This window comes from Nocardia sp. NPDC058244, assembly GCF_042882065.1.
Classification (GTDB): Bacteria; Actinomycetota; Actinomycetes; order Mycobacteriales; family Mycobacteriaceae; genus Nocardia.
Genome location: NZ_JBHVWX010000009.1, coordinates 1 through 26,431, shown reverse-complemented (window position 1 = coordinate 26,431; position 26,431 = coordinate 1). Strand labels below are relative to the sequence as shown.

General features: G+C 70.4%; 26 protein-coding genes. 14 read left to right on the top strand and 12 right to left on the bottom strand.

The window, feature by feature from the left end; genetic code table 11:
* Nucleotides 1-8: 8 nt before the first annotated feature.
* Together ACFVW6_RS26695 and mshC are read right to left on the bottom strand one after the other, a co-directional pair.
* Nucleotides 9-2,414 carry a heavy metal translocating P-type ATPase gene (locus ACFVW6_RS26695; RefSeq protein ID WP_378825817.1) on the bottom strand — a complete coding sequence of 802 codons (2,406 nt, stop codon included), beginning with the start codon at nucleotides 2,412-2,414 and terminating at the stop codon, nucleotides 9-11.
* A 117-nt stretch (nucleotides 2,415-2,531) separates the two neighbouring features.
* Nucleotides 2,532-3,770 carry a cysteine--1-D-myo-inosityl 2-amino-2-deoxy-alpha-D-glucopyranoside ligase gene (mshC, locus tag ACFVW6_RS26690; protein WP_378825815.1) on the bottom strand — a complete coding sequence of 413 codons (1,239 nt, stop codon included), beginning with the start codon at nucleotides 3,768-3,770 and terminating at the stop codon, nucleotides 2,532-2,534.
* Between the two features lie 295 nt (nucleotides 3,771-4,065).
* Here mshC and ACFVW6_RS26685 point away from each other — a divergent pair, with 295 nt between their 5' ends.
* The gene (locus tag ACFVW6_RS26685) at nucleotides 4,066-4,494 is read left to right on the top strand and encodes a helix-turn-helix domain-containing protein (RefSeq protein ID WP_355272139.1); all 429 of its coding nucleotides are present in this window, start codon (nucleotides 4,066-4,068) and stop codon (nucleotides 4,492-4,494) included.
* Nucleotides 4,491-5,330, top strand: a complete 840-nt coding sequence (locus ACFVW6_RS26680) for an alpha/beta fold hydrolase (RefSeq protein ID WP_378825812.1) — start codon at nucleotides 4,491-4,493, stop codon at nucleotides 5,328-5,330. The genes ACFVW6_RS26685 and ACFVW6_RS26680 overlap by 4 nt, the downstream gene beginning before the upstream one ends.
* A gap of 69 nt (nucleotides 5,331-5,399) precedes the next feature.
* Here ACFVW6_RS26680 and ACFVW6_RS26675 read toward each other — a convergent pair whose 3' ends face one another.
* The 6 genes from ACFVW6_RS26675 to ACFVW6_RS26650 are packed head-to-tail and all read right to left on the bottom strand — an operon-like array spanning nucleotide 5,400 to nucleotide 9,705.
* Nucleotides 5,400-5,669, bottom strand: a complete 270-nt coding sequence (locus ACFVW6_RS26675; protein ID WP_355272142.1) for a hypothetical protein — start codon at nucleotides 5,667-5,669, stop codon at nucleotides 5,400-5,402.
* A gap of 49 nt (nucleotides 5,670-5,718) precedes the next feature.
* Complete coding sequence (locus ACFVW6_RS26670; protein ID WP_378825809.1) at nucleotides 5,719-6,522, bottom strand: aldo/keto reductase; 804 nt, start codon at nucleotides 6,520-6,522, stop codon at nucleotides 5,719-5,721.
* Nucleotides 6,523-6,581: 59 nt separating this feature from the next.
* Nucleotides 6,582-7,379 (bottom strand): SCO1664 family protein, encoded by a 798-nt coding sequence (locus ACFVW6_RS26665; RefSeq protein ID WP_378825806.1) that lies wholly within the window; start codon nucleotides 7,377-7,379, stop codon nucleotides 6,582-6,584.
* A 4-nt stretch (nucleotides 7,380-7,383) separates the two neighbouring features.
* Nucleotides 7,384-7,971 carry a DUF3090 domain-containing protein gene (locus tag ACFVW6_RS26660; protein ID WP_355272148.1) on the bottom strand — a complete coding sequence of 196 codons (588 nt, stop codon included), beginning with the start codon at nucleotides 7,969-7,971 and terminating at the stop codon, nucleotides 7,384-7,386.
* A 50-nt stretch (nucleotides 7,972-8,021) separates the two neighbouring features.
* Nucleotides 8,022-8,732 (bottom strand): histidine phosphatase family protein, encoded by a 711-nt coding sequence (locus ACFVW6_RS26655; RefSeq protein ID WP_357347005.1) that lies wholly within the window; start codon nucleotides 8,730-8,732, stop codon nucleotides 8,022-8,024.
* A 31-nt stretch (nucleotides 8,733-8,763) separates the two neighbouring features.
* Nucleotides 8,764-9,705 (bottom strand): undecaprenyl-diphosphate phosphatase, encoded by a 942-nt coding sequence (locus tag ACFVW6_RS26650; protein ID WP_378825803.1) that lies wholly within the window; start codon nucleotides 9,703-9,705, stop codon nucleotides 8,764-8,766.
* Nucleotides 9,706-9,934: 229 nt separating this feature from the next.
* Here ACFVW6_RS26650 and ACFVW6_RS26645 point away from each other — a divergent pair, with 229 nt between their 5' ends.
* From ACFVW6_RS26645 to ACFVW6_RS26620, 6 genes are all read left to right on the top strand, one after another.
* On the top strand, nucleotides 9,935-10,912 hold the full coding sequence (locus tag ACFVW6_RS26645) for an aldo/keto reductase (protein WP_378825801.1): 978 nt from the start codon (nucleotides 9,935-9,937) through the stop codon (nucleotides 10,910-10,912).
* Between the two features lie 17 nt (nucleotides 10,913-10,929).
* A complete protein-coding gene (locus tag ACFVW6_RS26640) occupies nucleotides 10,930-11,943 on the top strand; it encodes a hemin ABC transporter substrate-binding protein (protein ID WP_378825799.1) in 1,014 nt (337 codons plus the stop codon).
* Entirely contained in the window at nucleotides 11,940-13,061 is a 1,122-nt protein-coding gene (locus ACFVW6_RS26635) for an iron ABC transporter permease (protein WP_357346999.1), read from the top strand. Before ACFVW6_RS26640 ends, ACFVW6_RS26635 begins: the two co-directional genes overlap by 4 nt.
* Complete coding sequence (locus ACFVW6_RS26630; RefSeq protein WP_378825796.1) at nucleotides 13,058-13,957, top strand: heme ABC transporter ATP-binding protein; 900 nt, start codon at nucleotides 13,058-13,060, stop codon at nucleotides 13,955-13,957. Before ACFVW6_RS26635 ends, ACFVW6_RS26630 begins: the two co-directional genes overlap by 4 nt.
* A gap of 57 nt (nucleotides 13,958-14,014) precedes the next feature.
* On the top strand, nucleotides 14,015-14,590 hold the full coding sequence (locus ACFVW6_RS26625) for a TetR/AcrR family transcriptional regulator (RefSeq protein ID WP_378825794.1): 576 nt from the start codon (nucleotides 14,015-14,017) through the stop codon (nucleotides 14,588-14,590).
* 71 nt (nucleotides 14,591-14,661) lie between these two features.
* Nucleotides 14,662-15,450 carry an SDR family oxidoreductase gene (locus tag ACFVW6_RS26620; protein ID WP_378825791.1) on the top strand — a complete coding sequence of 263 codons (789 nt, stop codon included), beginning with the start codon at nucleotides 14,662-14,664 and terminating at the stop codon, nucleotides 15,448-15,450.
* A 319-nt stretch (nucleotides 15,451-15,769) separates the two neighbouring features.
* Here ACFVW6_RS26620 and ACFVW6_RS26615 read toward each other — a convergent pair whose 3' ends face one another.
* The 3 genes from ACFVW6_RS26615 to ACFVW6_RS26605 are packed head-to-tail and all read right to left on the bottom strand — an operon-like array spanning nucleotide 15,770 to nucleotide 18,765.
* Nucleotides 15,770-17,848: an MMPL family transporter gene (locus ACFVW6_RS26615; RefSeq protein ID WP_387793028.1), complete on the bottom strand. Its 2,079-nt coding sequence runs from the start codon at nucleotides 17,846-17,848 to the stop codon at nucleotides 15,770-15,772.
* Between the two features lie 20 nt (nucleotides 17,849-17,868).
* Nucleotides 17,869-18,402, bottom strand: coding sequence for a hypothetical protein (locus ACFVW6_RS26610; RefSeq protein ID WP_355272166.1), 534 nt, complete (start codon nucleotides 18,400-18,402; stop codon nucleotides 17,869-17,871).
* A gap of 6 nt (nucleotides 18,403-18,408) precedes the next feature.
* On the bottom strand, nucleotides 18,409-18,765 hold the full coding sequence (locus ACFVW6_RS26605) for a hypothetical protein (RefSeq protein WP_378825786.1): 357 nt from the start codon (nucleotides 18,763-18,765) through the stop codon (nucleotides 18,409-18,411).
* Between the two features lie 162 nt (nucleotides 18,766-18,927).
* Between ACFVW6_RS26605 and ACFVW6_RS26600 the strand changes: the two genes are divergently transcribed.
* Genes ACFVW6_RS26600 through ACFVW6_RS26590 form a run of 3 tightly spaced genes read left to right on the top strand, consistent with a single transcriptional unit; the run spans nucleotide 18,928 to nucleotide 21,280 of the window.
* A complete protein-coding gene (locus ACFVW6_RS26600) occupies nucleotides 18,928-19,938 on the top strand; it encodes a YncE family protein (protein ID WP_378825784.1) in 1,011 nt (336 codons plus the stop codon).
* Nucleotides 19,939-19,946: 8 nt separating this feature from the next.
* Nucleotides 19,947-20,192: a DUF5703 family protein gene (locus ACFVW6_RS26595; RefSeq protein WP_355273027.1), complete on the top strand. Its 246-nt coding sequence runs from the start codon at nucleotides 19,947-19,949 to the stop codon at nucleotides 20,190-20,192.
* An 8-nt stretch (nucleotides 20,193-20,200) separates the two neighbouring features.
* The gene (locus ACFVW6_RS26590) at nucleotides 20,201-21,280 is read left to right on the top strand and encodes a quinone-dependent dihydroorotate dehydrogenase (protein ID WP_355273029.1); all 1,080 of its coding nucleotides are present in this window, start codon (nucleotides 20,201-20,203) and stop codon (nucleotides 21,278-21,280) included.
* Nucleotides 21,281-21,284: 4 nt separating this feature from the next.
* Here ACFVW6_RS26590 and ACFVW6_RS26585 read toward each other — a convergent pair whose 3' ends face one another.
* Complete coding sequence (locus ACFVW6_RS26585) at nucleotides 21,285-21,671, bottom strand: hypothetical protein (protein WP_378825782.1); 387 nt, start codon at nucleotides 21,669-21,671, stop codon at nucleotides 21,285-21,287.
* Between the two features lie 346 nt (nucleotides 21,672-22,017).
* Here ACFVW6_RS26585 and ACFVW6_RS26580 point away from each other — a divergent pair, with 346 nt between their 5' ends.
* The 3 genes from ACFVW6_RS26580 to ACFVW6_RS26570 all read left to right on the top strand — a co-directional run bounded on the left by ACFVW6_RS26580 (nucleotide 22,018) and on the right by ACFVW6_RS26570 (nucleotide 26,327).
* Nucleotides 22,018-23,520, top strand: coding sequence for a PfkB family carbohydrate kinase (locus ACFVW6_RS26580; protein WP_378827000.1), 1,503 nt, complete (start codon nucleotides 22,018-22,020; stop codon nucleotides 23,518-23,520).
* 101 nt (nucleotides 23,521-23,621) lie between these two features.
* On the top strand, nucleotides 23,622-24,368 hold the full coding sequence (locus ACFVW6_RS26575) for a GTP cyclohydrolase II (RefSeq protein ID WP_378825780.1): 747 nt from the start codon (nucleotides 23,622-23,624) through the stop codon (nucleotides 24,366-24,368).
* Nucleotides 24,369-24,500: 132 nt separating this feature from the next.
* Entirely contained in the window at nucleotides 24,501-26,327 is a 1,827-nt protein-coding gene (locus tag ACFVW6_RS26570; protein WP_378825777.1) for an AMP-dependent synthetase/ligase, read from the top strand.
* Nucleotides 26,328-26,431 lie beyond the last annotated feature (104 nt).

The window sequence follows — 26,431 nt, the reverse complement described above, 5'->3', positions numbered from 1 at the left end:
GCACGAATCTAGAGCCTCGACGCACGGTTCGCGGGGCGACGGCCGGAAACCGCACCGGCGCGTCGCCGGTCGGGCGGTTCGGGCAGCGGCAGGCGTTTGAGGTGCAGCGCGTTGAGTGCCACGATCAAGCTCGACCCCGACATCGCCATGGCCGCGATCTCCGGGCGCATCGTCAGCCCCCACGGCGCGAACACCCCGGCGGCGATCGGCAGCGCGATGCCGTTGTAGCCGACCGCCCAGGCCAGGTTCTGGTGTTCCTTGCCGACGGTGCCACGCCCGATACGCAGCGCGGTCGACACGGTGAACGGGTCCGAGCGCATGAGCACGACGTCGGCGGTCTGGATGGCGACGTCGGTGCCCGCACCGATGGCGATGCCCAGATCGGCCCGCGCGAGGGCGGGCGCGTCGTTGACGCCGTCGCCCACCATCGCGACTTTCCTGCCCGCCTTCTGCAGTTCGGCGATCCGGTCGGCCTTGTCGCCGGGCAGGACATCGGCGATCACGGTGTCGATGCCGAGGTCGTCGGCGATGCGCCGCGCGGTCGCGTGGTTGTCGCCGGTCAGCATGACCACGTCCACGCCGAGCTCGTGCAGCGCGGCGACCGCGTCGGCGGAGGTGGGTCGCGGGGCGTCGGCGAGGGCGATCACGGCGGCCGCGGTGCCGTCGACGGCGACCAGGACGGCGGTGTGCCCCGAGGCGGCCAGGTCGTCGCGCCGGGTCGCCAGCTCGCCCAGAGCGATGTGCTCCTGCTCGAGCAGACCGCGATTGCCGACGACGACGTGATGCCCGTCGACGGTGGCGATCGCACCGCGGCCCGGCACGTTCCGGAATTCCGTCGCCGACAGTGCCCGCGCGTCCTGGTCTTTCGCGTAGTCGACGATCGCCTTCGCCAGCGGATGCTCGGACTCGCGTTCCAGCGCCGCGGCCAGGGCGAGTATCCGCCCGGTGTCGACGCCGGGCGCGGGCACCACGTCGGTGACCTCCGGCGCGCCCTTGGTGAGGGTGCCCGTCTTGTCCAGCACCACCACATCGATGCGCGACGCGTCCTCGAGCGCCGTCGCGTTCTTGAACAGCACACCGCGTTTCGCGCCGAGACCGGTGCCGACGAGGATCGCGGTCGGTGTCGCGAGACCCAGCGCGTCCGGGCAGGTCACCACGACCACGGTGATCGCGAACAGCAGTGCCCGGCTCAGCGAGGCGCCGGCCAGCAGCCACACCACCAGCGTGGTCAGGCTGCCGATCAGGGCGACCAGGGTCAGCCAGAACGCGGCCCGGTCGGCCAGGCGCTGGCCCGGCGCCTTCGAGTTCTGCGCCTGCTGCACGAGTTCCACGATCTGGGCGAGCGCGGTGTCGGCGCCGACCTTGGTCGCCCGCACCCGCAGGCTGCCGGTGGTGTTGATGGTCGCGCCGATGACCGGGGAGCCTGGTTCCTTCTGGACCGGCAGGCTCTCCCCGGTGACCATCGACTCGTCGACCTCGCCCGAGCCGTCGAGCACGACGCCGTCGACGGCGATCTTGGCGCCGGGGCGCACCAGCAGCACGTCACCGACCGCCACGTCCGCGGTGGGGATCTCGACCTCGTTCCCGTCGCGCAGCACGACGGCTTTCGGCGGAGACAGATCCAGCAGCGTGGAGACCGCGTCGTTGGCGCCGCCGCGTGCCCGCATCTCGAACCAGTGCCCCAGCAGCACGAAGGTCGCCAGCATGGTCGACGCCTCGTAGAACACCTCGCCGCCGCCGGTGAGCGTCACGTACAGCGAATACAGCCAGCCGGTGCCGATACCGACCGAGACCAGCACCATCATGTCGAGGGTGTGCGCCTTCAGCGCCTGCCACGCGCCAGTGAAGAAGATCGTCGAGGAGTAGAAGATCACCGGCAGGCTCAGGATCAGCGCCCACACGTCCACGCGCAGCCCGAACGGGACCGCCAGGTGCAGGCCGAGCATGTGGGTGGCCATCGGCGACCACAGCATCACCAGGGTGGAGAAGACGAGCGCGACGAGGAACCGATTGCGCATGTCGCGGGCCATGTCGTCCATGGACATGGCGGCGTGGCCGCCGTGGTGGTGCCCCGCCGTCGCCGCGTCGTGCGGGGCCGCGGCAGTGGCCGGCATGCCGGTGCCCGCGGGAGCGCGCTCCGGCGAGGGCGGTTCACTGCCCGGATCGCAGAGATGGGTGGGCACCGAGCGGCCCGCGCAGTGGTAGCCGCAGTCCCGGATCCAGTCGCGCAGGTCGGTCACCGAGGTCAGCGCCGGGTCGTAGGTCACGGTGGCGGTCTGGGCGAGCGGGTTGGCCTCGACCTCCAGAACGCCGGGCCGATCGCGCAGCGCGGCGGCCAGGGTCTGCCGGGAGCCCGCGCGATGCAGTCCGCCGACGTGCAGGACCGTGGTGGCGGGATGGTGCGTGTCGGGCATCGACGCTCCTGTCGCCGGTCGAACGCACGACGCGACAGCGCCCCGCGCCTCACTTCCGGCGACAGTACCCGGCGCGGGTCACGAGACGACGCAGGTCGCCGGGGTGACCCGCGACCGTCAGAGCGTGACGCCCAGCAGCGCGTCCACGGCGTCGCGCACCAGCGCGGGCGCGGCGGGGTCGGCGCCGCCGTAGGTGAGCGCCTGCTCGACCCAGTTGTCGACGGCGTCGAGCGCCTTCGGAGTGTCCAGATCGTCGGCCAGGTGCTGACGCAACCGGGCGACGGTGTCGGCCGCCGAGGGGCCGGTGGCCAGGCCGGCGGCTTCCCGCCAGCGCGCCAGGCGGGTCTGGGCGGCGGTGAGGACCTCGTCGGTCCACATCCGGTCCTGGCGGTAGTGCCCGGCGAGCAGGCCGAGGCGGATCGCGGCCGGGTCGACGCCGGAGCGGCGCAGCTTCGACACCAGCACCAGATTGCCCTTGGACTTCGACATCTTCTCGCCGTCGAGGCCGATCAGTCCGGCGTGCACGTAGTGGCGGGCGAAGCGGCGGGCGCCGGTGATCGCCTCGGCGTGCGCGGCGGAGTACTCGTGGTGCGGGTAGATCAGGTCCGAGCCGCCGCCCTGGACGTCGAACTCGGTGCCGATGCGGTTGAGCGCGATCGCCGCACACTCGATGTGCCAGCCGGGGCGGCCCGCGCCGAACGGCGCCTGCCAGGACGGCTCACCCGGACGTTCGGCCCGCCACAGCAGCGCGTCGATGATGTCGCGCTTGCCCGGGCGGTCGGGGTCGCCGCCGCGTTCTGCGAACAGCTGCTCCATGGTGGCCCGGTCGTAGCCGGACTCGTAGCCGAACTGCTCGGTGGCGTCGGTGCGGAAGTAGATGTCGGGGAACTCGGCGTCGTCGACGATGTAGGCGGCACCGGCGGCGAGCAGCTTCTGCACCAGCTCCACCACCTCCTCGACCGACTCGATGGCGCCGATGTAGTGCTGCGGGGGCAGCACCTGCAGGGCGGTCATGTCCTCGCGGAACAGCTCGATCTCGGAGCTGCCGAGGTCGCGCCAGTCGACGCCGTCGCGGGCGGCGCGCTCGAACAGCGGGTCGTCGACGTCGGTGACGTTCTGCACGTAGTGCACGTCGTGGCCCGCGTCCCGCCACAGCCGGTTGACCAGGTCGAATGTCAGATAGGTGGCGGCGTGCCCGAGGTGGGTGGCGTCGTAGGGCGTGATGCCACAGACGTACATCTTCGCGGTCGCGCCGGGGGTGACCGGGCGGACCTGGCGGTCGGCGGTGTCGTACAACCGCAACGGCGGCCCTGTTCCGGGGACGGTCGGTAGGGCGATATCGGACCAGGACTGCATGATTCGAGGGTAGAGCCCCCGCCGGGGCGAGCGGTCCGCGGGCCGGTCAGGCGGTTGCCCGCGGTGCCGCCCAGGCGGCCCACCACCTGCAGACAAACGTGTTCCGGCGGTTGCGTCAAGGGTTGCGTTCAGCCGGATCCGCTGGTCACGGCGGTGGCGGGCGAATTGCCGACGATGATGCACCGCACCGGCGCCGCTGGTTGCCGAAACGGGCGCTTCGCGATCATTGTCACACATCACATGTATACAAACATCCCTATTGCTACCTATATGCAGGTTCGTTTACGGTAGTTTTATGACGGATCGCCTCTACTCGGTCGAGCAGGTCGCCGACTTGCTCGGGCTGCATGTACGCACCGTGCGCAGCTATGTCCGCGACGGCAAGCTCCCCGCGGCGCGCATCGGCAAGCAGTACCGCATCGCGCACGACGACCTCGAGGCCTTCACCGGCCTGCCGATCACCGCGCCTCGGACGCCCGAGACCACCGGCACGCACGCCGATGCTTCCTGCATCGTCGAGATCGACGCCGTCGACCGCACGACCGCCGACCGGATCACCACCTTGCTCACGAGCGCGGCGGGCACCCGGGGGCCCGGTGGCACGCCCCTGCGCGTGGACACCGCCTACGACCCGGCGCGCTCGCGCCTCAAGGTCATCCTGCTCGGCGGTCTCGCCGATACCGCCCGCCTGCTCGACTACATGGACGGAGTACTCACCTCATGACCGGCATCTACACCTCCGAGACGGGCCGCCAGGCCATCGCCGAGCGCTATCGCGCCCACCTCGACGCCTGGCCGGTCCCGCACGAGGAGATCCGGATCCCGACCACCGCGGGCGAGACCTTCGTCGTCGCCTCCGGACCGGTGGACGCGCCGCCGCTGGTCCTGCTGCACGGATCGGGAGCCAACGCGAGCGCGTGGCGCGGCGATGTCGGCGACTGGTCGACCCGCTATCGCGTGTACGCGGTGGATCTGCCCGGCGAGCCCGGATTCAGCGCTCCCCGCCGACTGGCGCTGACCAGCGACGAGACCGCGAGCTGGCTGTCGGAGACCGTCGACGGCCTCGGCCTGACCACCTTCGCTCTCGTCGGCATGTCCCTGGGCAGCTGGACCGCACTGGACTTCGTGCTCCGCAGGCCCGGACGAGTCGACGCGCTGACCCTGCTGTGCCCGGGCGGGCTGGGCGGGCAGCGCTTCGGGTGGCTGATCAAGGGGATGGCGCTGCGGCTGATCGGCAGGCAGACCGTGCGCGACTCCGCGCGCACCGTCCTCGGTATCGACGACGCGGAGGTCCTGGACGAGGTGGAGTCGACGTTCCGGCACTTCTCGCCGCGAACCGGCCGGCTGCCGATCTTCCCCGACGCGGACCTGCGCGCGGTGGACATCCCGGTCCTGGTGATCGTGGGCGGCCGTGACGTGCTCTTCGATTCGGCGCGGACCGCCGAACGGGCGCGGGCGTGCTTCGCCCGGGGTGATGTTCGCGTGCTGCCCGAGGTGGGTCACGCGGTGCTGGGACAGACCGCGGAGATCGAGCGGTTCCTCAGCGCGCACACCGGCTGAACCGGGTGCGGGGCGACGAGCCCGGTGTCGCCGCGCGTCGGGAGCGGCGACACCGGGCTCATCGAAGCCTCACGCCTGCAGGTAGCACTGCACGTTGGCGCCGTCGACCTCGGGGCCGAACTGCGGCAGCGCGTAGAAGGAGGCGCCGACCTGATCGGCGGCCTGCACGGTGACGTCGGGCAGCGGCGCGCCGGTGTTGCGGTCGGTCGCGGTGCAGACGTAGGTCTTCTCGCTCCACCATCCGCTGGGGAAGGCCTGCGCGGGCGCGGCCACAGCGGCGACGGCGCCGGTGAGCAGCAGCGCGGCGGCGGAGGTGGTGACGATCGATCGGGTCGACATAGATTTCCTCTGACTCTTGCGTTGGAATGACGAAAGTGCTTGGAGCACACTAGCACCGGCCCCGACCCGGAAAAGCAGCCTCAAGATACCCGACGTCATCGGATCCGTGGGCCGGAATCGCCGACATCGACGCGGTCCACCGCGTCACCGTAAACCATCGGGCTGGCATCGCATTCGGCGACGAAATCGCGGCCAGCTCCGACGGCGTCCGCGCGCGACCCGAACCCGGCGCGAGCACTCCCCCGGCCAGCGGCGACCACGCGGTGACGGTGAGACCGAAGGCCTCGGCCATCGGCAGCACCTCTCGTTCGATGCCACGCTCGAGCAGGCTGTAGGGCACCTGCACGGCGGCGAACGGGGTCCGGTCGCGGCATTGCGCGAGCGTGTTGGCGCGGGCGATCACCCAGGCGGGCGCGTCGGAGATGCCGATGGCCAGTGCCTTGCCCGCCCGCACCACCTGGTCGAGGGCGCGCATCGTCTCCTCGATCGGGGTGTGCCGGTCCCACACGTGCACCCAGTACACGTCGACGTAGTCGGTGCGGAGCCTGCGCAGACTACGTTCCAGCGACAGCACCAGGTTCTTGCGGTGGTTGCCCGCCGCGTTGGGATCGGTGGTGTCGCGGCTGAGCGTGTATTTGGTGCCGAGGACGAAACGGTCGCGATCCCGCAGCACCTGCCCGAGGATCGCCTCGCTCTCGCCGTAGGCGCTGGCGGTGTCGAGGAAATTGCCGCCCATCTCGGCATAGGCGCCGATGATCCGGTCGGCCTCGACGGGGTCGTCGAAACGCAGGGTGCCCAGGGCGAACTCGGAGACGCGCAGGCCGGTGTGGCCGAGCAGACGGTAACGGAGCATGCGATCAGTCTGGCCGGGCAGCGCGGGCGCAGACAGACCGTGTCAGGGCCACCCTGGGATCAGAACGCGGGCCAGGGAATCGGGCGCGACGAGTTCGGGATCGGCATCACCGGATGCTCGAGCAGCGCTTTCGTGCGTTCGGTCAGCGCGGTGATCTCGGCGTCGGTGATGTGCTCGGCGAGCGAATCGGCCACCGAGCCCGGCAGGTTCGCGGCGAACGCGGTGATGTCGGCGACCAGTGACGCGTGCACCGGACGCCCGGCCCAGCCCCACAGCACCGTGCGCAGTTTCGGCTCGGTGTGCAGGCAGATGCCGTGGTCGACGCCGTAGACCTGTCCGTCGACACCTTCGAGCGCGTGTCCGCCCTTGCGGTCGGCGTTGTTGAGCAGCAGGTCCAGCACCGCCATCCGTTGCAGGCGTGGATCGTCGGCGTGGATCAGCGACACCTCGTTGCCCTCGCCGTCGAGGGCGCGCAGTACCTCGCAGAAGCCGTCCGGCACGGTGCCCGGCCTGCACAGGTCGACCAGGTCCAGGCGCGGTTTCGGCTCGGTGTGATGGTCGACCGAGGTGACCCAGCGCTGCACCATGCCGGGCCCGAACGGCCCGTCGCGCAGCACCGTTTCCGGGATCACCCCCCAGCCCAGCTGCTCGGAGATCAGATAGGAGGCGACTTCCCGGCCGGCGAGCGTGCCGTCCGGGAAGTCCCACAGCGGACGTTCTCCGCGCACCGGCTTGTACACCACTCGCAGCGGCGCGCCGTCGGGCTCGGGCGCGGCGATCTCGCACACCAGCGTCAGATTGCTGGCGACGCCGACCCGGCCGACGATGTCCAGCTCGCCTTCGGTGAGTGCGGACACCGGATCACTCCTCTTCGAGCTCGGCCGCGCCGAAGATCTCGCCCCGCTTGTAGCCGTTGGTGCGCACACACATGTGCCCACGCGCCGAAAGCGGTTCACCGCACAGCGGGCACGGAGGCCTGCCCGCCGCGATCACCCGCGCCGAGCGCAACGCGAACTCGCGGGCCTGGATCGGGGTCAGGAACACCCGCACGGCGTCGGGGCCCTCCTCGGTGTCGTCGAGCACCACCGATTCGTCGACCTCGGTCTCGGTGATCGCCAGCAGTTCCACCACCACGGCACCCGCGTCGGCGTCCCAGCCCAGACCCATGGTGCCGACCCGGAACTCGGTGTCGATCGGGGTCACCAGCGGCGCGACATCGCGCACGTCCTCGCCCTGCGGCGGGACCTCGGCGCCGAAGCGGCGGGCCACCTCGTCGAGCAGCAGTCCCATCCGGTCGGCGAGCACCTTCACCTGCTGCTTCTCCAGCAGCACGCTGACCACGCGCGGTTCCTGCACGGCCTGCAGGTAGAACGAACGATCGCCCGGCTCACCGACGGTACCGGCGACGAAACGATCGGGGGTGCGGAATACATGGATTGCGCGTGACACATGCACCTCCTGATACGTGACCCTGTTCGACACTCACGAACACCCTCCCTCTAAGGAGAATCGCGGTGTCCCGCATTCCCATTATCCGCGCCGGCGCCATTGCTCACCTCTCCACCGGGAGTCGGCGGCGCGGTGACGGCGAGAGCGGACAGGTCGGCGCCGGTGTCGTTGAACTTCCACACCGACGGCCCGACCGGGCTGTACCGGACGACGCTGATCGAGGCGGGTTCCACCGCGATCCGCTGAAAACTGTCCAGATGCAGGCCGAGTGCGTCGGCCAGGATCGATTTGATGATGTCGCCGTGCGCGCAGGCCACCCACAGCACGTCACGGCCGGCCTGCTCGGACAGCCTGCGTTCGGTGTCGCGGATCGCGGCGACCGCACGCTGCTGGACCTGAGCCAGGCCCTCCCCACCGGGGAACACCGCGCCGGAGGCGTGCCGCTGCACGACCTTCCAGAGCGGTTCGGTGAGCAGTTCGGCCAGCGGACGGCCGGTCCACTCGCCGTAGTCGACCTCGATGAGCCGTTCGTCGTGCTCGGGTTCGAGGCCGAGTTTCTCGGCGAGCGGGGCGACCGTGCGCTGACACCGCAACAACGGTGAGCTGGCGATGTGTTCGATCGGTAGCGTCGCCAGCCGGTCGGCGACCGCGGCGGCCTGCTCGGTACCGCGGTCGGTGAGTTCGACACCGGGAGTGCGACCGGCCAGGGTCCGCGCGGTGTTCGACGTGGACACTCCGTGCCGGAGCAGGATCACCGTCATGGGACCAGCCTAACCATCAGTGCCCGGCGGCTCAGGTCGCCGAGACGACGCCGGCGGCGAGCAGACCCATCACGACCAGGCCGAGGATGATCCGGTACCCGACGAACCAGTAGAACGAGTGCTTGCCGACGAACTTCAGCAACCAGGCCACCGAGGCGTAGCCGACGACGAACGCCAGGATCGTCGCGACCAGCAACTGCGGGCCGCTGGCGTTGAGGCCCTCACCGGCGGGTTCGAACGCGTCCGGCAGGCTGAACAGGCCCGAGGCGGTGACGGCGGGAATGGCGAGCAGGAACGAGAAGCGGACGGCCGCCTCGCGCTCGAGGCCGAGGAACAGACCGGCGGTGGAGGTGGCGCCGGAGCGCGAGACACCGGGAATCAGCGCCAGGCACTGCGCCAGGCCCATGATCAGGCCGTCGCGCGTGGTCAGCTGCTCGATCGGGCGGGTCTTGCTGCCGAAATACTCACCGGCGGCGATCACCAGTGCGAACGCGATCAGCATGAACGACACCAGCCACAGGTTGCGGGCGCCGGTGCGAATCTCGTCTTTGAACAGGAATCCGAGCACGCCGATCGGGATGGTGGCGATGATCACGTACCAGCCGACGCGGTAGTCGAGTTCGCGCTGGGTGTCGCGTTCGTAGGCGTCGCGGGCACTGCGGTCCATCACCGGCAGCCGGGTGGTGACCCGGTCGGCGACCGCGACTTCGCGCTGGGATCGTTCGCGTACACGCATGCCGAGGGTGGTGAACCAGGCGACGATGATCCGCCAGATGTCCTTGGCGAAGTACACCAGGACGGCGGCCTCGGTGCCGAGCTGGGTGACGGCGGTGAACGAGGCGCCCGCGTCGTCACCGAAGAACACGCCCGAGACGATGCGCAGATGCCCCGAAGAGGAGACCGGCAGGAACTCGGTGAGTCCTTGCACAAGCCCGAGTACCAATGCCTGTATCCAGGTCATCGACTCGCCCACCGTGTCCTCCTGCTTACTCGCGCCCGAAAGACCGCGTCCTCCTGGGCTTTTGCTTCACGTGCGGCCGGGTGGGGCCGCGATCCCGCAGCGACCCTACCCGCCCGGCCGCGCCGGTGCCGCCCGCCCACCTAGGGATCTGCTGAGAGTGCGCGACGCCACGGGTCGTCGGCGAAGACGGCGGGGAGCCGCCCATTAGGCTGGTCGCCGTGACGAAAACGCGGGCGCGGTGATGGAACAGCGAACGGTGGGACGCAGCGGCCTCCGGGTGTCGCGAATCGGGTTGGCGACCCATACCTGGGGGACCCATACCGACGCCGACGAGGCGTCCGTGCAGCTGGCGGCGTTCACCGAGGCCGGTGGCACGCTCGTCGACACCTCGCCGGTCTACGGCAACGGCGCGGCGCAGCGGATCCTGGCCGATCTGCTCGGCGATCTCGTCGCCCGCGACGAGCTGGTGCTCAGCGGCAGCGCGGGCGTCGTGCTGCACGCGCCCGGTGCCGGGGTCGGTGATTCCGTGCCCGCTCCGGCGGCGACCGGCCCGGTGGTCGACGCGTCGCGGCGGACTCTGCTCGCCCAGCTCGACCGCACGCTGCGCGAGCTCGGCACCGACCACCTCGACATCTGGAGCATCGCCGCCTGGGATCCCTACACCCCGCTCGACGAGGTCGCGGCGACCCTGGAGACCGCGGTCCGCACCGGCCGCACCCGGTATGCCGGGGTACGCGGCTTCGCGGCCTGGCAGCTGGCCAGTCTGGCGGCGATCGCACCGATCAGCGCGGCGCAGACGCCGTACTCGCTGCTGGCGCGGGGCACCGAGTCCGATGTGATCCCGGCCGCCCGCCACCACGGGGTCGGGATCATCGCCTCGGCCCCGCTGGCCGGGGGCATTCTGACCGGCAAGTACCGCGACGGGGTGCCCGCGGATTCGCGAGGCGCGGACGAGGCGACCGCCGCCGAGATCCGGCGCAGGCTCGACGACGATCGGGCGACGCGCGTGGTGGAAGCGCTGGTCACCGCGGCCGACGGCCTCGGTACCTCGCCGCTGGCGGTGGCGCTGGCCTGGATCCGGGACCGGCCCGGCATCGCGAGCATGATCGTCGGTGCCCGTGACATCGGCCAGCTCACCGGCGTGCTGGCCGCCGAGACCCTCGAGTTGCCGCGCGCGATCGCGGCGGCCCTGGACGATGTGAGCGCCCGTTCCGAATGATGGCTAGCCTTACCTGCATGAGACTGCGTGGTGTGCTGACGGCGATGCTCGCGGCGACGGTGCTGACCGGCGCCGTCGCCTGCACAGGCGGCAACACCGCATCGACTGCCACCACCGGCGGTCCCGTGACCGCCCAGCTGACCGACCTCGACCCGGTCCCGATCGGCACCGCGCCCACGCCGCGGCTGCCGGTGACCGCGCGGTCCTTCGACGGCACCGAGGTGACCGTCACCGACACCTCGCGGATCATCGCCGTCGACCGCTACGGCACCCTCGCCCAGACCGTGTACGCGCTCGGGCTCGGCGCGAACCTCGTCGGCCGCAGTACCTCCGCGTCCTTCCCGGCCGTCGCGAACGTGCCGAACGTGGCGGGCGGCAACGGCAGCCTGAGCGTCGAAGCCGTACTCGCGCTGCGCCCGTCGGTGTTCCTCACCGACACCACCAGCGCTGCCCCCGCGGTCCGCGAACAGCTGCGCGCGGCGGGCGTGAACGTCGTCTACTTCGACCCGGACCGCACCATGGACGGCGTGGTCCCGCAGATCGAGGCGGTCGCCGCCGCGCTCGGCGTGCCGGAGGCGGGGACCGCGCTCGGGCAGCGCACCCGCGACGAGATCGCCGCCGCCACGGCCCGCGTACCGAAGCAGGACCCGCAGCCCAAGATCGCGTTCCTGTACCTGCGCAGCAGCGCGATCACCATGATCGCGGGACCCGGCTCTGGCGCGGATTCACTGGTCACCGCGATCGGCGGGATCGACGCGGGCACGGCGTCCGGGGTGAAGGAACCGTTCACCGCCATCACCAGCGAGGCGATGATCGCCGCGGCACCGGACGTGCTGCTGGTCATGTCGGACGGGCTGAAATCCGTCGGCGGGGTCGACGGACTGGTGAAGGTCCCCGGCATCGCCCAGACCCCGGCCGGTCGCAATCACCGGGTGGTCGACATGGCCGACGCGGTGGTGCTCAGCTTCGGCCCCAACACCGGCCGCGTCATCACCGCCCTGGCCGACGCCGTCTACGGCAAGCCGGCATGAGCGATGCCCCGGACCTGACGAGATCCGCGAACGCCCCGCGGATCGACGACGCGACGCCGGACCCGCTGCCGCACCCCCGGCACCGGACCACCCGGGTGGCCGTCGTCTTCGCCGTCGCGCTGCTCGCTCTGGTCGTGCTGGCGCTGGTCTCGGCGGTGCTGGGGCAGGTGCCGACCACCGCGGCCGAGGTACTCGGCAGCGTCGCGCACCGGATCGGCCTCGACATCGGCCCGCTGCCCGCCCATCCGGCGGGCGAGGTGACGCTGTGGGAGGTGCGGTTCCCGCGGGTGGCGCTGGCGATCCTGGTCGGGGCCTCGCTGGCGACGGCGGGAGCGTTGCTGCAGGGCGTGTTCGCCAACCCGCTCGCCGAACCCGGCGTGATCGGGGTGTCGGCGGGCGCGGCGGTCGGGGCGGGCACAGTCATCGTGGTCGGCGGCGCGTTCGTCGCGGCCTGGTCGGTGGCCGCGGCCGCGTTCGTCGCCGGGCTGCTCACCACCGTGCTCGTGTACCTGCTGTCGCGATCGGGCGGGCGGACCGAGGTCGTGACGTTGATCCTGACCGGTGTCGCGATCAACGCGTTCGCGGGCGGTCTGATCGCGCTGCTGCTGTTCGTGGCCACGCCCGCCGCGCGCGACCAGATCGTCTTCTGGCAGCTGGGCAGCCTCAACGGCGCCACCTGGCAGTCGGTGGCGATCGTGGCCGTGCTCGCCTCGGTCGGGATCCTCGCTGCCGTCCTGATCGCGCCGCGCCTGGATCTGCTCGCCCTCGGTGATTCGGCGGCCCGGCACCTCGGTGTCGACGTCGAACGGCTGCGCAGGCAGGTCATCGTGGTGGTGGCCGTGCTGACCGCCGCGGGTGTGGCCTTCAGCGGCATCATCCTGTTCGTCGGGCTGATCGTGCCGCACGTGGTGCGCATGCTGGTCGGGCCGGGCCATCGGGTGCTGGTACCGCTGAGCGCGATCGTGGGCGCGGTGATCCTGCTCGGCGCCGACGTCGTCGCGCGCACCCTCGTCGACAATGCCGACCTGCCGCTGGGCATGCTGACCTCGCTCATCGGCGGTCCGTTCTTCTTCTGGCTGCTGCGCCGCACCAGGGCACGCGCGGGAGGCTGGGGATGACCGACATCCGACCCCACGATCCGGCTCTCGCTCCGCCCGTCACGCCGCCGCGACGCACCCGACCGTGGCGCGGCCTGTTCACCAGGACACCCGATGTCCCGCAACGGCCGGAACCCGGGACCGTGACGTTGCGCGCGGTTGGCCTGACCGTGCGCCGGGGCAGCCGGACCGTGCTCGAGGACGTCGACTTCCAGGTGGCGGCCGGTGAGATCGTCGCCCTGGTCGGCCCGAACGGGGCGGGCAAGTCGAGCCTGCTCGCCGCGCTCGCCGGGGAACTCGAACCCGGTTCCGGCACCGTGAAACTCGAAGGCCACGCCCTCTCGCACTGGACCCACGCCGACATGGCCCGCCGCCGCGCGGTGCTGCCGCAGTCCCACGCGGTCGGCTTCCCGTTCACCGCGCGCGAAGTCGTCGCGATGGGCCGCGCACCCTGGCTGCACACCCCTGCCGCCGACCACGACGACGAGCTGATCGCGGCCGCGCTGGCCGCCACCGACGTCATCCATCTGGCCGAGCGGATCTTCCCGTCGCTGTCCGGCGGTGAACGCGCCAGGGTGGCTCTGGCCCGCGTTCTCGCTCAGGACACCGCTACCCTCCTGCTCGATGAGCCCACCGCCGCCCTGGACCTCGGCCACCAGGAAGCCGTCCTGCGCCTGGCCGCGACCCGTGCGGCCGAGGGCGCGGCTGTGGTCGTCGTCGTCCACGATCTCGGTGTCGCCGCCGCCTACGCCGATCGGGTCACCGTCCTCGACGGCGGTCGCGTCGCCGCCGACGGCCCGCCCCGCACCGTCCTGACCCCCGACCTGCTCACCGAGGTCTACCGCCACCCCGTCGATGTCTTCGACCATCCGGTCACCGGGGCGCAACTCGTGCTCCCCGAGCGTGGGCACCCCTGATCCGGTTGCCCGGATCAAATTATTGACCCAGAGGTCTAGAACGGATACGGTCGAATCATGGCCAGGCCGCGCAACTTCGACGCCGACACGGTGATCGATCGCGCCATGGACCAGTTCTGGTCCTACGGCTATGCCAACACCTCGCCCGCTCAGCTCGCCGATGCCACCGGCATCGGAAAAGGCAGTCTCTACAACACTTTCGGCAGCAAGCGCGCCCTGTTCGAGCAGGCCCTCGAACGCTACGGCCGCAACGGTGTCGCCATGGCCGAGGACTACATGTCCCGGCCCGGCTCCACCCGCGACTGCCTGCGCGCCTACCTCCGCGCCGCCGTGGATCTCGACTTCACCACACCCCTGCGGCGCGGCTGCCTGGCGGTCAATACCGCCGCCGAGTTCGGCGACCGGGACCCCACGATCGTCGCGACCTTGCGGGGGATCGAGCGCCGCATCGTCGCGGCGTTGACCGCCCGCATCGATCAGGGGCGGCGCGACGGTGATGTCGACGCCGCCGTCGACCCGGCCGCGATCGCCGCGCTGCTGTTCACCACCAGCGCCGGCCTGCGCATCATGGCCAAGACCAACGACACCCCCGAGCTCTACCGCCTCGTCGACGTCGCGCTGACCGTCCTCTGATTTCCCACCCCGCCGTCGAGCGGCTTCCGACTGCCCGAATATTTGACCTGTAGTTCAAGAAAGGTATCTCCATGGATCTCGCACTCACCGGCAAGACCGCCGTCGTCACCGGCGCCTCCCGGGGCATCGGCCTCGCCGTCGCCGAAGCCTTCGCCGAGGCCGGCGTCCGGGTCGTCGGCGCGGCCCGCACCATCACCCCGGAACTCGACAAGGTCTCGGCCGCCACCGTTTCCGCCGACCTCAGTACCCGTGACGGCGCGGTCGCGGTCATCGATGCCGCCCTCGAAGCAGTCGGCGGCATCGACATCCTGGTCAACAACGTCGGCGGCGGCGATCCGGAGTGGCTCGACCTCGACGGCTTCCTCAACAGCACCGACGAGCAGTGGCGTCACTATCTGGACCTGAACCTCTTCAGCGCGATCTGGACCACCCGCGCCGCCCTGCCCAGTCTCCTCGAACGACGCGGCTCCATCATCAACGTGTCCTCGATCAACGCCCACGTCCCCGGCTCGGGCCCGGTCGGCTACAGCGAGGCCAAGGCCGCCCTGGCATCGTTCGGCAAGCGCCTCAGCGAAGAGTTCGGCCCCCAGGGCGTGCGAGTCAACACCATCTCCCCCGGCCCCGTCGGCACCCGCATCTGGCGCGACGAACACCGCATCGGCGCCAAACTCGCCTCCGCCCAAGGCATCTCCCAGGAACAATTCCTCGACGCACTCCCCACCCAGTTCGACATCGCCTCACGCCGCATCACCGAACCCGAGGAAGTAGCCGCCCTGATCGCCTTCGTCGCCTCCGGCAAGGCCGCCAACATCGTCGGCGCCGACCTCGTCATCGACGGCGGCATCATCAAGACCACGTAACCGATACCCGGCGGCAGGCCCCACACACCGGACCTGCCGCCGAACCTCGGCGTCACAGCTCGCGCACCCGAAGCCATTCGCTCGCTATGTCGATGTCCGCGGCGGTGACAGCGTGTCCGGCGGTCCGGACAACGGCGGAAGAACGCGTACCCGCCGTCCGTTCCCCGGATACCCACTCCCGGTGCGCCGGGCGATACCTCCCCGGCCAGCGGCAGCAGATCGGATTCGGTGCCGTCCGAGCCGTGGAGCAGCACGAGAGGCGCACGCGCGGTATCGGTGCCGGGGAGGAAGCCCAGGACATGCGGGAGCGGGCCGGTGGTCACCGCCAGATGATCTTGAGGAGAGCGGGGGTGAGGACCATGCGGATGATTGTCGCGTCGATGACGAGGGCCACGATCATGCCGTAGGCGATGTATTTCATCAGGACCAGGTCGGAGAAGCCGAAGGCGCCGGTGACGACGATGAGGATCGCGGCCGCCGAGGTGATGACGCCACCGGTGTGGGCGACGCCGTAGCGGATGGATTCGGGTGCGTCGGCGCCCGAGGCCCGTTTCTCCGCGATCCGGGACAGCAGGAACACCTCGTAGTCGGTCGACAGGCCGAAGATCACCGTGACGATCAGCGCCACCACCGCGAACATCAGCGGGCCGGGGGTGAACTGGAAGGTCCCGGCCCCGTGTCCCTCCACGAAGATCCAGGTCAGCACGCCCAGCGTCGAGACGAGGCTGAGCGCGCTCATCGCGACGGCCTTGACCGCCAGGATCACCGACCGGAACGCGATGACCATCATCGCCAGGGCCGCGGCCATCAGGATCGCCAGCAGCAACGGTAGTCCGTCGATCAGGCCGTTGATGCTGTCGCGTTCCAATGCCGGGATGCCGGCGACCATGATCTGCACGCCCGGTGGCTCGGGCAGCGCCCGCAGGGTGTCGATCACCTGGTCGGCGTCGCGTTTGTCGCCCAGCCCGGCCGAGAGCACGTTGACGCCGTCCTTGGTCGGCGCGGCGGGCTCGAACCTGCCGGTCAGCCCAGGGACCTGATTGGCCTCGTACCGGATGTCACTGAGCTGCTGGGGTGTCGCGTTCACCACGACCAGCTTCAGCGGTTCGGTGCGGAACCCGGGGAACAGGCGGTCGAAGTCCTCCTGCGCGACGCGCGCCGGATTGTCCGCGGCCAGGTACTTCTCGCTGATCCCGCCGAACTCGATGTGCCGCAGCGGAATACTCAGGGCCAGCAGGCCGAGCACGATCGGGATGACGACCGCCCACGGCCGCCGCATCGCCCACTGGGCCAGCCGGGAGAAGAACCCGGCATCGATCTCGGCCTCGGTCTTGCTGCGGGAGAACCGCTTCCAGCCCAGGAAGTCGATGCGCCTGCCCGCGATGCTCAACGCGGCGGGCAGGGCCGTCACCGACAGCAGCGCGGCCAGCATCACCGCGGAGATACCGCCGTAGGGCACCGATCGCAGGACGCCGTTGGGGAAGATGAACAGCGCGCCGAGACTGATGGCGATGATCGCGGCCGAGAACAGCACGGTGCGGCCCGCGGTCGCGACGGTGCGCGCGGTCGCCTCCTCCACGCTGCGCCCCGCCGCCAGCTCCTCCCGGAACCGGGTGACGGTGAAGAGCCCGTAGTCGATCGCCAGACCGAGGCTGACCAGCGTCATCACCGCGCTGGCGAAGACGTTGACCTCGATATGGGCGGTCAGGAAGCGCAGGATGCCGGAGGTGCCGAGCACGGTGAGCCCGCCGATCATCACCGGCAGCAGGGCCCCGATCACGCCGCCGAACACGAAGTACAGCAGGATCGCCACGATCGGCAGCGCGATGAGCTCCGCGCGCCGGATGTCGTGCTGCATCCCGATATTGATGCCCTCGACCACCGGCTGCAGCCCGGCCAGCTGCACGGTCGTCCCGCCCGGCCCCGCCCCGGGAACATCGGCGTTCAGATGGGGTTTCAGGGCCAGGTAGTTCTCGACCGTCGCCGTGCCGCCGCCACCGGCCAGGCCGATGCTGGCGAACGCGTGCTGCTTGGTGGGATCGGAGGCGTTGGCCGAGAACGGTGAGTCCCAGTAGCTGTCGATCTTGTGGATGCGTTCGCCGTAGCGTTCGCGCAGGTCGGCCAGCGCGGCGACGACGGGGCCGCGCACCTGCGGATCGTCGACGGTGGTGCCCGGCGGCGCGGTGTAGATGACGATCAGGTCGCCGTCGGTGTCGCGGCCGAAGATGTCGTCGGCGAGCTTCGAGGCCGCCACCGACTCGCTGGACTCGTCGAACCAGCCCTCCTGGGTGTAGCGGCCTGCCATATCGCGGCCGTACCAGCCCGAGATCAGCACCGTCAGGACGAACAGTCCGAGCACCAGGTAGCGGTGGCGGTGGACGAACCGGCCCCACCGCATCGAACGCGATTCCCGCATCGTCAGCCGCAGGCGGCGGTGCGGTAGTCGGCCGAGCGCAGGATGCCGCACAGGTCGGTGCGCGAGATCTTCCACTTCCCGTCGAGCAGCACGAAATGCACGATGGTGGTCCGGATATTGGTGCCCGAACCGTCCTTGTCCAGGCGCATGGTGGCGGTCAGGGTGCCGTCCCGATTGTCGAAGACCGGGTCGACGACGCCGTACACCGCGTGCGGATTGTCCCGCAGCGCCTTGTACATGTCGGGGATCGCGTCCTTGAACGCGGCGCCGTCCTCGATCAGATCGGTGCGTTCGACATCGGGCAGGTTCGGGTCGAGCGCGCGTTTGATCTGCGCGTCGAGTTCCGCGGCGGTCGGCAGCGGCACGTTGGCCTTGCTCGACGACACCGAGATGGAGGAGGACAGGGAGGCGTTGGCCGAGGACCGTGCGGCGTCGACCGAGGCCTCGTCGGTGCCGCCACCGCAGGCGGTGAGGGCGACGAGGGCCGTGAGGCAGGCGGTGGCCGCAGCGGCCCTGGCGAAAAGTGTGGAAGACATCACCATCTACATACCATCAATGACCGCGCTGATCCGGCCCAGGATGCTCCGCACGGTCGTGGTGTCCCGCGGCGCGGCCGCCGGGACAGGGACGGCGTCGTGGATCAGGTCGCGCACGAACGCGGTCACGCTGCGCTCGTCGCCGAGGTCGATATCGGTGACCTGAGCCTGCGCGGTGGCGACCACATCGTCGGCGCCCGGCACGGCTTCGCCCAGGTCGGGGCGGTAGATCTGCACCGTGAGGGTGGCGCGGCGGGTGCGGAAGGTGAAGGGGCGGCCGTCGTCGGTGGTGCCGAAACCGTGGGCGAAGGGGCCGACGGAGATGTCATCGATGCCGAAACCCGCGGTTGTCCGGTCGGTCATCGCGCTGATCTCCTGCCGTTCGCCGGTAACGGATTGTCGACACGTCAACAGTAGCCCCCGCCACCGACAGGCCCGACGCGCGCCACCCGGTCGGAGCTACCGGTGAGTCATCATGGTCAGATGGTGATCAGCGGTCACCTCGTGAGATTAGGAGTTCGGTGCATGCGCCCTCGCGACTCGGTCGCCTCAGCGCTGGTCGGCGCGGCGGCACTGGTATTGCTGACCGGTTGCGCCGGTGAGGACGGCGCCCCGGACGTGCCGACCAGGGAACCCGCCACCGCGGCCGTCTCCCCCGCCACGGCTACCACCCCGGCGGGGCGGGTCGTCCCCGCCGCCGCGACGAAAGCCCTGCTGGCCGAACGCGAGACCGGACGCCTCGCGGCGCTCGACACCGCGGGCACCACACTGTCGCTGATCGACCCCGCCGCGCCCGCCACCGCCCGCACCGTCGCCCTGCCCGCCGCGGGTGCCGCACTCGCCCAGGGCAAGCCGGGGGAAGTGCTCGTCGCCGCGCAGGGCCGGGTACTGCGGGTGGATGTGGCCGCGGGCACCGTCAGCGAGGTTCCCGTCGACGGTGACGTGCACAGCGTGCAAATACGCACCGACGGCAACCTGGTGGTCGGCACCGCCGGCGGCAAGATCGTCGAACTGCGGCCCGACGGCAGCGTCGCGCGCACCGTCACCGGCCTGGTCTCGGCCGACGCGATCGCCCTGACCGGCGAGAACATCACCGTCCTCGACCGCAAGCAGACCGCCGTCGTCAGCGTGCGCGACGACGCGCTCGGGCTGATGCTGCGGGCAGGCGACGGCGCGACCAACGCGATCGCCGACCCGGAGGGGCGGATCATCGTCACCGACACCGCGGGCGGTGAACTGCTGGTCTACTCGGCCGGTCCGCTCGTGCTGCGTCAGCGTTTCCCGGTAGCATCATCGCCTTACGCGCTCGCCTACGATCCGCGGTCCAGCACGGTGTGGGTGACCTGCACGCAGAGCAACGAGGTCGTCGGTTACGACCTGTCGACCGGGATCGGTGTCGAGGTGGGGCGGTTCCCGACCCTGCGCCAGCCCGACGCGGTGACCGTCGACCCCCGCACCGGCGACCTGTTCGTGGCCTCGGCCGCGGGCGACGGTCTGCAGCGGATCGGCGCGGACGAGCGGAAGAGAGGGCAGTGATGGCGGCCATATCTCGCGGTGGACGCTCGGCGATCCCGCCGAGCTGGGAAACCAGCAACGACGACTACGAATACGTGCCCCTGCGTCTGCCACCGGAGGTCACCCGGGTCACCGCCTCGATGCGGCTGGCCATCCAGGCCGAATTCGGTGGCTGGGAGTTGTCGCGCGTGCGCGCCTACACCGACGGCAGCCGCCGGGTGTTGTTGCGCCGCCGCAAGAATGCCGTCCTGCCTGTGCCCGAGCCCGGAATGTGAGCCGACCCATGTACGCCCTGCTACTACGCCTGATGTTCCTGATCCCGCCGGAGCGGGTGCACCACCTGGTGTTCTCCGCGCTGCGGTTCGCCACCTGGTTCCCGCCGACCCGCTGGCTCGCGCGCAGGCTGACCGTCGTCGAGGACCCGATCCTGGCGACGACCGCCTTCGGTGTCGACTTCGCCGCGCCGCTCGGGCTGGCCGCCGGCTTCGACAAGAACGCCGACGGCGCGAACACCTGGGGTTCGCTCGGCTTCGGGTTCGCCGAGATCGGCACCGTCACCGCGCACGCGCAGCCGGGTAACCCGGCGCCGCGACTGTTCCGGCTGCCCGCCGACCACGGCCTGATCAACCGGATGGGTTTCAACAACCACGGTGCCGCCGCGGCCGCCGCCCGCCTGCACGACGCGCGCCCCACAGTCCCGATCGGCGCGAACATCGGCAAGACGAAGGTCACCGAACCCGAAGCCGCCGCGGGCGACTACGCCACCAGCGCCCGGTTGCTCGGCCCGCTCGCCGATTTCGTGGTCGTCAACGTGTCCTCCCCCAACACCCCCGGTCTGCGTGACCTGCAGGCGGTCGAGTCGCTGCGCCCGATCCTGCAGGCCGTGCTGGACAGCGTCAGCGTCCCCGTGCTGGTGAAGATCGCCCCCGACCTGTCCGACGACGACATCGACGCCGTCGCCGACCTCGCCGTCGAGCTGGGCCTGGCCGGCATCGTCGCCACCAACACCACCATCCGCCGCGACGGCCTGGCCACCCCCGCCGCCGAGGTCGAGGCGATGGGCGCGGGCGGGCTGTCCGGTGCCCCGGTCGCCGAGCGGTCCCTGGACGTCCTGCGCCGCCTCTACGCGCGCGTCGGCGACCAGCTGGTCCTGATCTCCGTCGGCGGCATCGAAACCCCCGAGCAGGCCTGGGCCCGCATCCTCGCCGGCGCCACCCTGCTGCAGGGCTACACCGGCTTCATCTACGGCGGCCCGTTCTGGACCACCCGGATCCACCGCGGCATCGCCGCCAACCTGCGCGCCGGTGGTTTCCGCTCGCTGGCCGACGCGGTCGGCGCCGAGCACCGCACACCCTCGGCCTGAGGGTCTATCCGTAGTTGACCTGCCGCGTACCGCCGTGCCCGAACAGGTGCGTCGCGGTGCGCGGCCTGGTCAGCGGCGGGCGCGGTGCTGCTTCGTCGGGATCGTCGAAGCGGGCCAGCATCCGCTTGTAGAGCCGGATGATCGCCTGCTCCCACACGATGCCCACGGTGTCGGCCAGCGCGTTGATCTGCGCGTGCGCGAGCCGGTCGTGCGCGGCGGTGAGGTCGCTGATCAGTTCGTCGAGTTCCATGCCCGCGTAGGCCTGGTCGCGGCTGAGCCGGCGTTCCGGCAGCCAGGTCAACCGCCAGACCTCGGGGTTCGTTCCCACCCGCTCGGCGTATTCGGGGCTGCGGGTGCTGCGCATGTCGTCCGGTGTGATGTGAATGGTCATCGGATACTCCGATTCCACGAGGGGAGCCGTGCGAGCTCCCGGTTCCTGGGATGCGGAACGCGTACGTGGCGCGTTCGGCGAGTGCGTCGGCGGTGCCGACCACACCTGAGTTCGCCGGTGGATCCGTGAACTCGTCGCGCGGATATTCAGACGACCGTCCGGTATCGGTTCGGGGTGGATGTCGTCTGCACCAGACCTCCCGGGTTGTCCGGTGGGCGAAGGATCGCCAATTCCAGTGTGGCATTTGCCCTTCTATGCGGTCAATTGCCGTTGTAGATTGGTAATTGCCCGACAAGATGTTGTTCAAACACCGCCGTCACGACCATGGAGGGCAGAACGCGTGCCGATGCTCCCGCACGACGCACGAACAGACCTGGTCCGCGGCATCCTCGCGCGGCTCGGCAAGTTCTCCGGTCTCAGCGCAGAACGTTTGCGGCACACCGAGATCGGTGCGGCGCCGATCCTCGAACTCCCGGTGGTGACCGGTTACGCGCAGCGCGAAGGCGTCTCCCGCGAGGAGGCGGTGCTCCCGGTGCTCCGGGAGACGACCCGGCAATTGCCCCCTGCCGACCGGCTGATCGCCGATGCCACGCTGGCTCTCGGCCTCCTCCGCGAACCGCCGAACGGCGACATCGACCCCGACCAGCTCTACGCCGCCAATCTCGGCGCCCGCCGCGAGTACCTGGCGCAGCAGTGGATTCCCCTGCACACCGCGCTCGGCGTCACCGACACCCCGGCGGCACCCACGGTGAAACGCTTGCGCACCACCGCCGAGCGGGCCGCGCTCACCGCACTCGCCGGCCTGCTCACGGCCGGACCGGTGACGGCCGCCGGTCCCCCGCCCGGCACGACCTCGACATCGTCGCCCACGGGCCGCTCGGTCACCGTGATCGGGGACGCGGTGATCGATCATCTCTACCGGGTGGACACCTTCCCGGCCAAGCAGTCCCCCGTCGACGGCACCTTCGCGGGTCTGCCGGGCGGCAAGGGCCTCAACCGCGCCGTCGCCGCCGCCTTGCTCGGGCTCGACGTGCGGCTGGTCGCGGCCGTCGGCGACGACGCCAACGGCCGACGCATCCTCGACCTACTCGCCGACTACGAGGTGAGCCGGGACCTGGTGAAGGTGGTGCCCGCGGCCTCGACCCTGGTGACCGCCGTGGTCATGAACCACAGCGGTGAGGTGCGGCTGATCGCCTGCCGCGACGCCCGCGTGCAACTGCTCGACGACGACATCAACCGGCCGGAAGTCCGGGCAGCGCTGGCCGGGTCGGCGGTGGTCGTGCTGACCTTCGAGCAACCGGCGCCGATCATCGAGCAGGTGCTCGCCTACATTCGCGAGCTGCCCGAACGCCCGCAGGTCATCGTCTGTGCCGCTCCGAGTATCGCGGTGCCACAGGGGCTGTACATGTATCTCGACGTCGTCGACTATCTCGTCGGCAGCACCGTCGAACTCGACGCGCTGCTGCCCGAGGTCGACACCGACTCGGCGGCGGACACGGCGCGACGCCTGCGCGGCCTCGGGGTATCGGCCGTGTGCGCGGTGGACGGCTTCGGCTGCACCGTCTATTCCGACGACGACGATATCGTCGTCGACCACTTCCCCCAGGTCCTCAAGGCGGCGGTCGGTGCCGCGGCGGCGTTCGCGGCGGCCCTGGCCTACCGGGTGGTGCAGTCCGAAGACGCGCTCACCGCAGCCGATTTCGTGTGGGCGACGGCGGCGATGATCCCCACCCAGAAGCTGGGCGCGGTGTCGGCGGTGTTCCCCGACGTCACCGAGGTCGACCGGATCATGCACCTCTACGCGCGCGGCGGTGCGACCACCCGTAACACCGGCGTGACCCCCGGTTGATGTGCCTGGCATCACAGCCGGAGTAGAGTCGCGCCGTTGCCTTGCCCACACACCGTCCACGCAGCGGGTTTTCCGGTGCCGACACTGTCTCGGAGGAGCGCTTGACGATCATCGAGCCCGTCCAGTTCCCGCCGGGTGAGGCGACCGGACGAGACGTTGACGATCCGCGACCGGAGCACCAGTTCAGCCGCAACGGCGCCCAGCTGCGCGTGCAGGTGCACACCATCGACGACCCCACCGACGGTGGCTATGTGCTGGTCTTCGGCGCCCCCGGCGAACAGCCGCTGGTCCGGGTGCATTCACGCTGCCTCTACGGTGACGCGCTCGGCTCCGACGACTGCGATTGCGGACCCGAACTGGCCCTGTCGATGGACCTGATCCAGGCCGAGGGCGCGGGCGTCCTGGTCTATCTCGAGCAGGAAGGCCGTGGGGCCGGGCTGATCTGGAAGGCGATCGGCTACGGCACCAGCGAGCGCTACGGCATCGACACCTTCGAGAGCTACGCCCGCCTCGGCCTCGAACCCGACACCCGGCGCTACGAACTCGTCGCCAAGGCGCTGTTCGGGCTCGGCTTCCATCGGGTGCGCCTGCTGACGAACAATCCCGACAAGCTGCGCGCGCTCGCCGACGCCGGCATCGCGGTCGAGGTGATCCCGCTGTCCGTGCGCATGGCAACCGATCGCGGCCGGCGCTACCTGGATGCGAAAGTGCGGTGGCGCAAGCACATGATTCCGCGCGATTTCGCGCCCTGGGCCCCGCAGACAACCCCTTTTCCCGCGCCGGAACGGCCCGTGGACGACGATCGGCGTGCGAGGCGCCGCTGGCAACGGCTCTTCGGTCGGCGGTAACCGACGCCACAATCCCGTATGTCCGGTTACGATGAGTGAGCTGTGCCACTGTGACGCCCATCGCTCGAGACGATGAGAAGGATTCACTCGCATTGGCTCGGCATCCGGAACGGCCTATTCGGGAACAGGGATATGACAGACATCGGTTTCGCGCACGCCTCGGGCGTCACGGTGCACACCGTGCCCGCCGCCTTCCAGCAGACCGCCGCGTTGCGGCCCGACCAGATCGCCTTGCGGACGGTCGGCGGCACCCAGCAGATCACCTGGGCGGAGTATGCGACGCGGGTGCGGGCGCTGGCCGCCGGCCTGGCGAAACTCGGTGTGCGCCACGGTGACGCGGTCGGCATCATGCTCACCAACCGCCCCGAGTTCAACCTGATCGACACCGCGGCCCTGCACCTGGGCGCGACCCCGTTCTCGGTGTACAACACCAGCTCCCCCGAGCAGATCGCGCACGTGTTCGCCAACGCGGGCAACAAGGTCGTGATCACCGAGCAGGCGTTCCTGGACGTCATCCGGGAGGCGGGCGCCGACGTCGAGCACACCGTCCTGGTCGACGGCACCGCCGAGGGCACCCTCGGCCTGGCCCAGCTGGAATCGGATCCGGAGCCCGACTTCGACTTCGACGCCGCGTGGCAGGCCGTGCAGCCGGGCGATCTGGCCACCCTGATCTACACCTCCGGCACCACCGGCCCGTCCAAGGGCGTCGAACTCACCCAGGGCAATGTGATCGCCCAGGTCGTCGGCCTGGTTTCCGGTCCGCTGCCGGTCGGCTTCGATGACCGCGCCGTGTCGTACCTGCCCGCCGCGCATGTCGCCGATCGCATCTCCGCGCACGCGATGAGCCTGCTCACCGGCATCCAGATCACCACTGTGCCCGACCCGCGCGAGATCGCCGCCGCCCTGCCCGACGCGCGCCCCACCGTGTTCTTCGGTGTGCCCCGGGTGTGGCAGAAGATCAAGGCCGGCATCGAGAACAAGCTCGCGGTCGAGCCGAGCCCGGTGAAGAAGGCCCTGGCCAACTGGGCGATCGGCGTCGGTGTCGCGCAGGCCAAGGCGAAGCTGTCCGGTGAGGGCGGTTCGCTGCTGCTCGGCGTGCAGCACAAGGCCGCCGACGCGCTGGTGCTGTCTAAGCTGCGCGAGGCGCTCGGTTTCGGTGAGCTGAAGGTCGCCGCGTCCGGCGCCGCCCCGGTGCCCGCCGAAACCCTGGAGTACTTCCTGGGTCTCGGCTTCGCGGTCAGCGAGGTGTGGGGCATGTCCGAGACCACCGGTGTCGGCACCTTCACCGATCTGGACAAGCCGCGCCCCGGCTCGGTCGGTCGGGTCATGGACGGTGTCGAGCTGCGGCTGGACGCCGACGGCGAGGTGCTCATCCGCGGCCCGATCGTCACCCCCGGCTACCGCAACATGCCCGACAAGACCGCCGAGGCGATCGACGACGCGGGCTGGCTGCACACCGGTGACATCGGCACCCTCGACGCCGACGGCTACCTGCGCATCGTCGACCGCAAGAAGGAACTGATCATCAGCGAGGCGGGCAAGAACATCGCCCCCTCCAATATCGAGAACGCGATGAAGGCGGCGTCGTCGATGATCGGTCAGGCCGTCGCGATCGGCGAGGCCCGCCCGTACATCACCGCGCTGATCATGCTCGACCCCGATGTCGCGGCGTTGCGCGCCAAGGAATTCGGCGCCACCGACGCCACCCACGCCGAGCTCGCCCGCCGCAGCGAGATCGTCGAGGAGATCAAGGCCGCGGTGTCGGCGGGCAACCGCAAACTCTCGCGGGTGGAGCAGATCAAGCGCTTCGTGATCGTGGAGACCCTGTGGGAGCCGGGCGGTGACGAGCTGACCCCGAAGATGTCGCTCAAGCGCACCCCGATCGCGGCCAAGTACGCCGGGGACATCGAGCAGCTCTACGCCGCGACCCCGGCCGATCACGTGGTCAACGTGAAGTAACTACGACAACGGCGGTGGCCCCGGGCGGTGAGGCCCCCCGGGGCGCCCCCCCGGGACGGTGATTGATTGTGGGAGGGGTGGGCGTAGGTGGGGAGGCCGGGCGT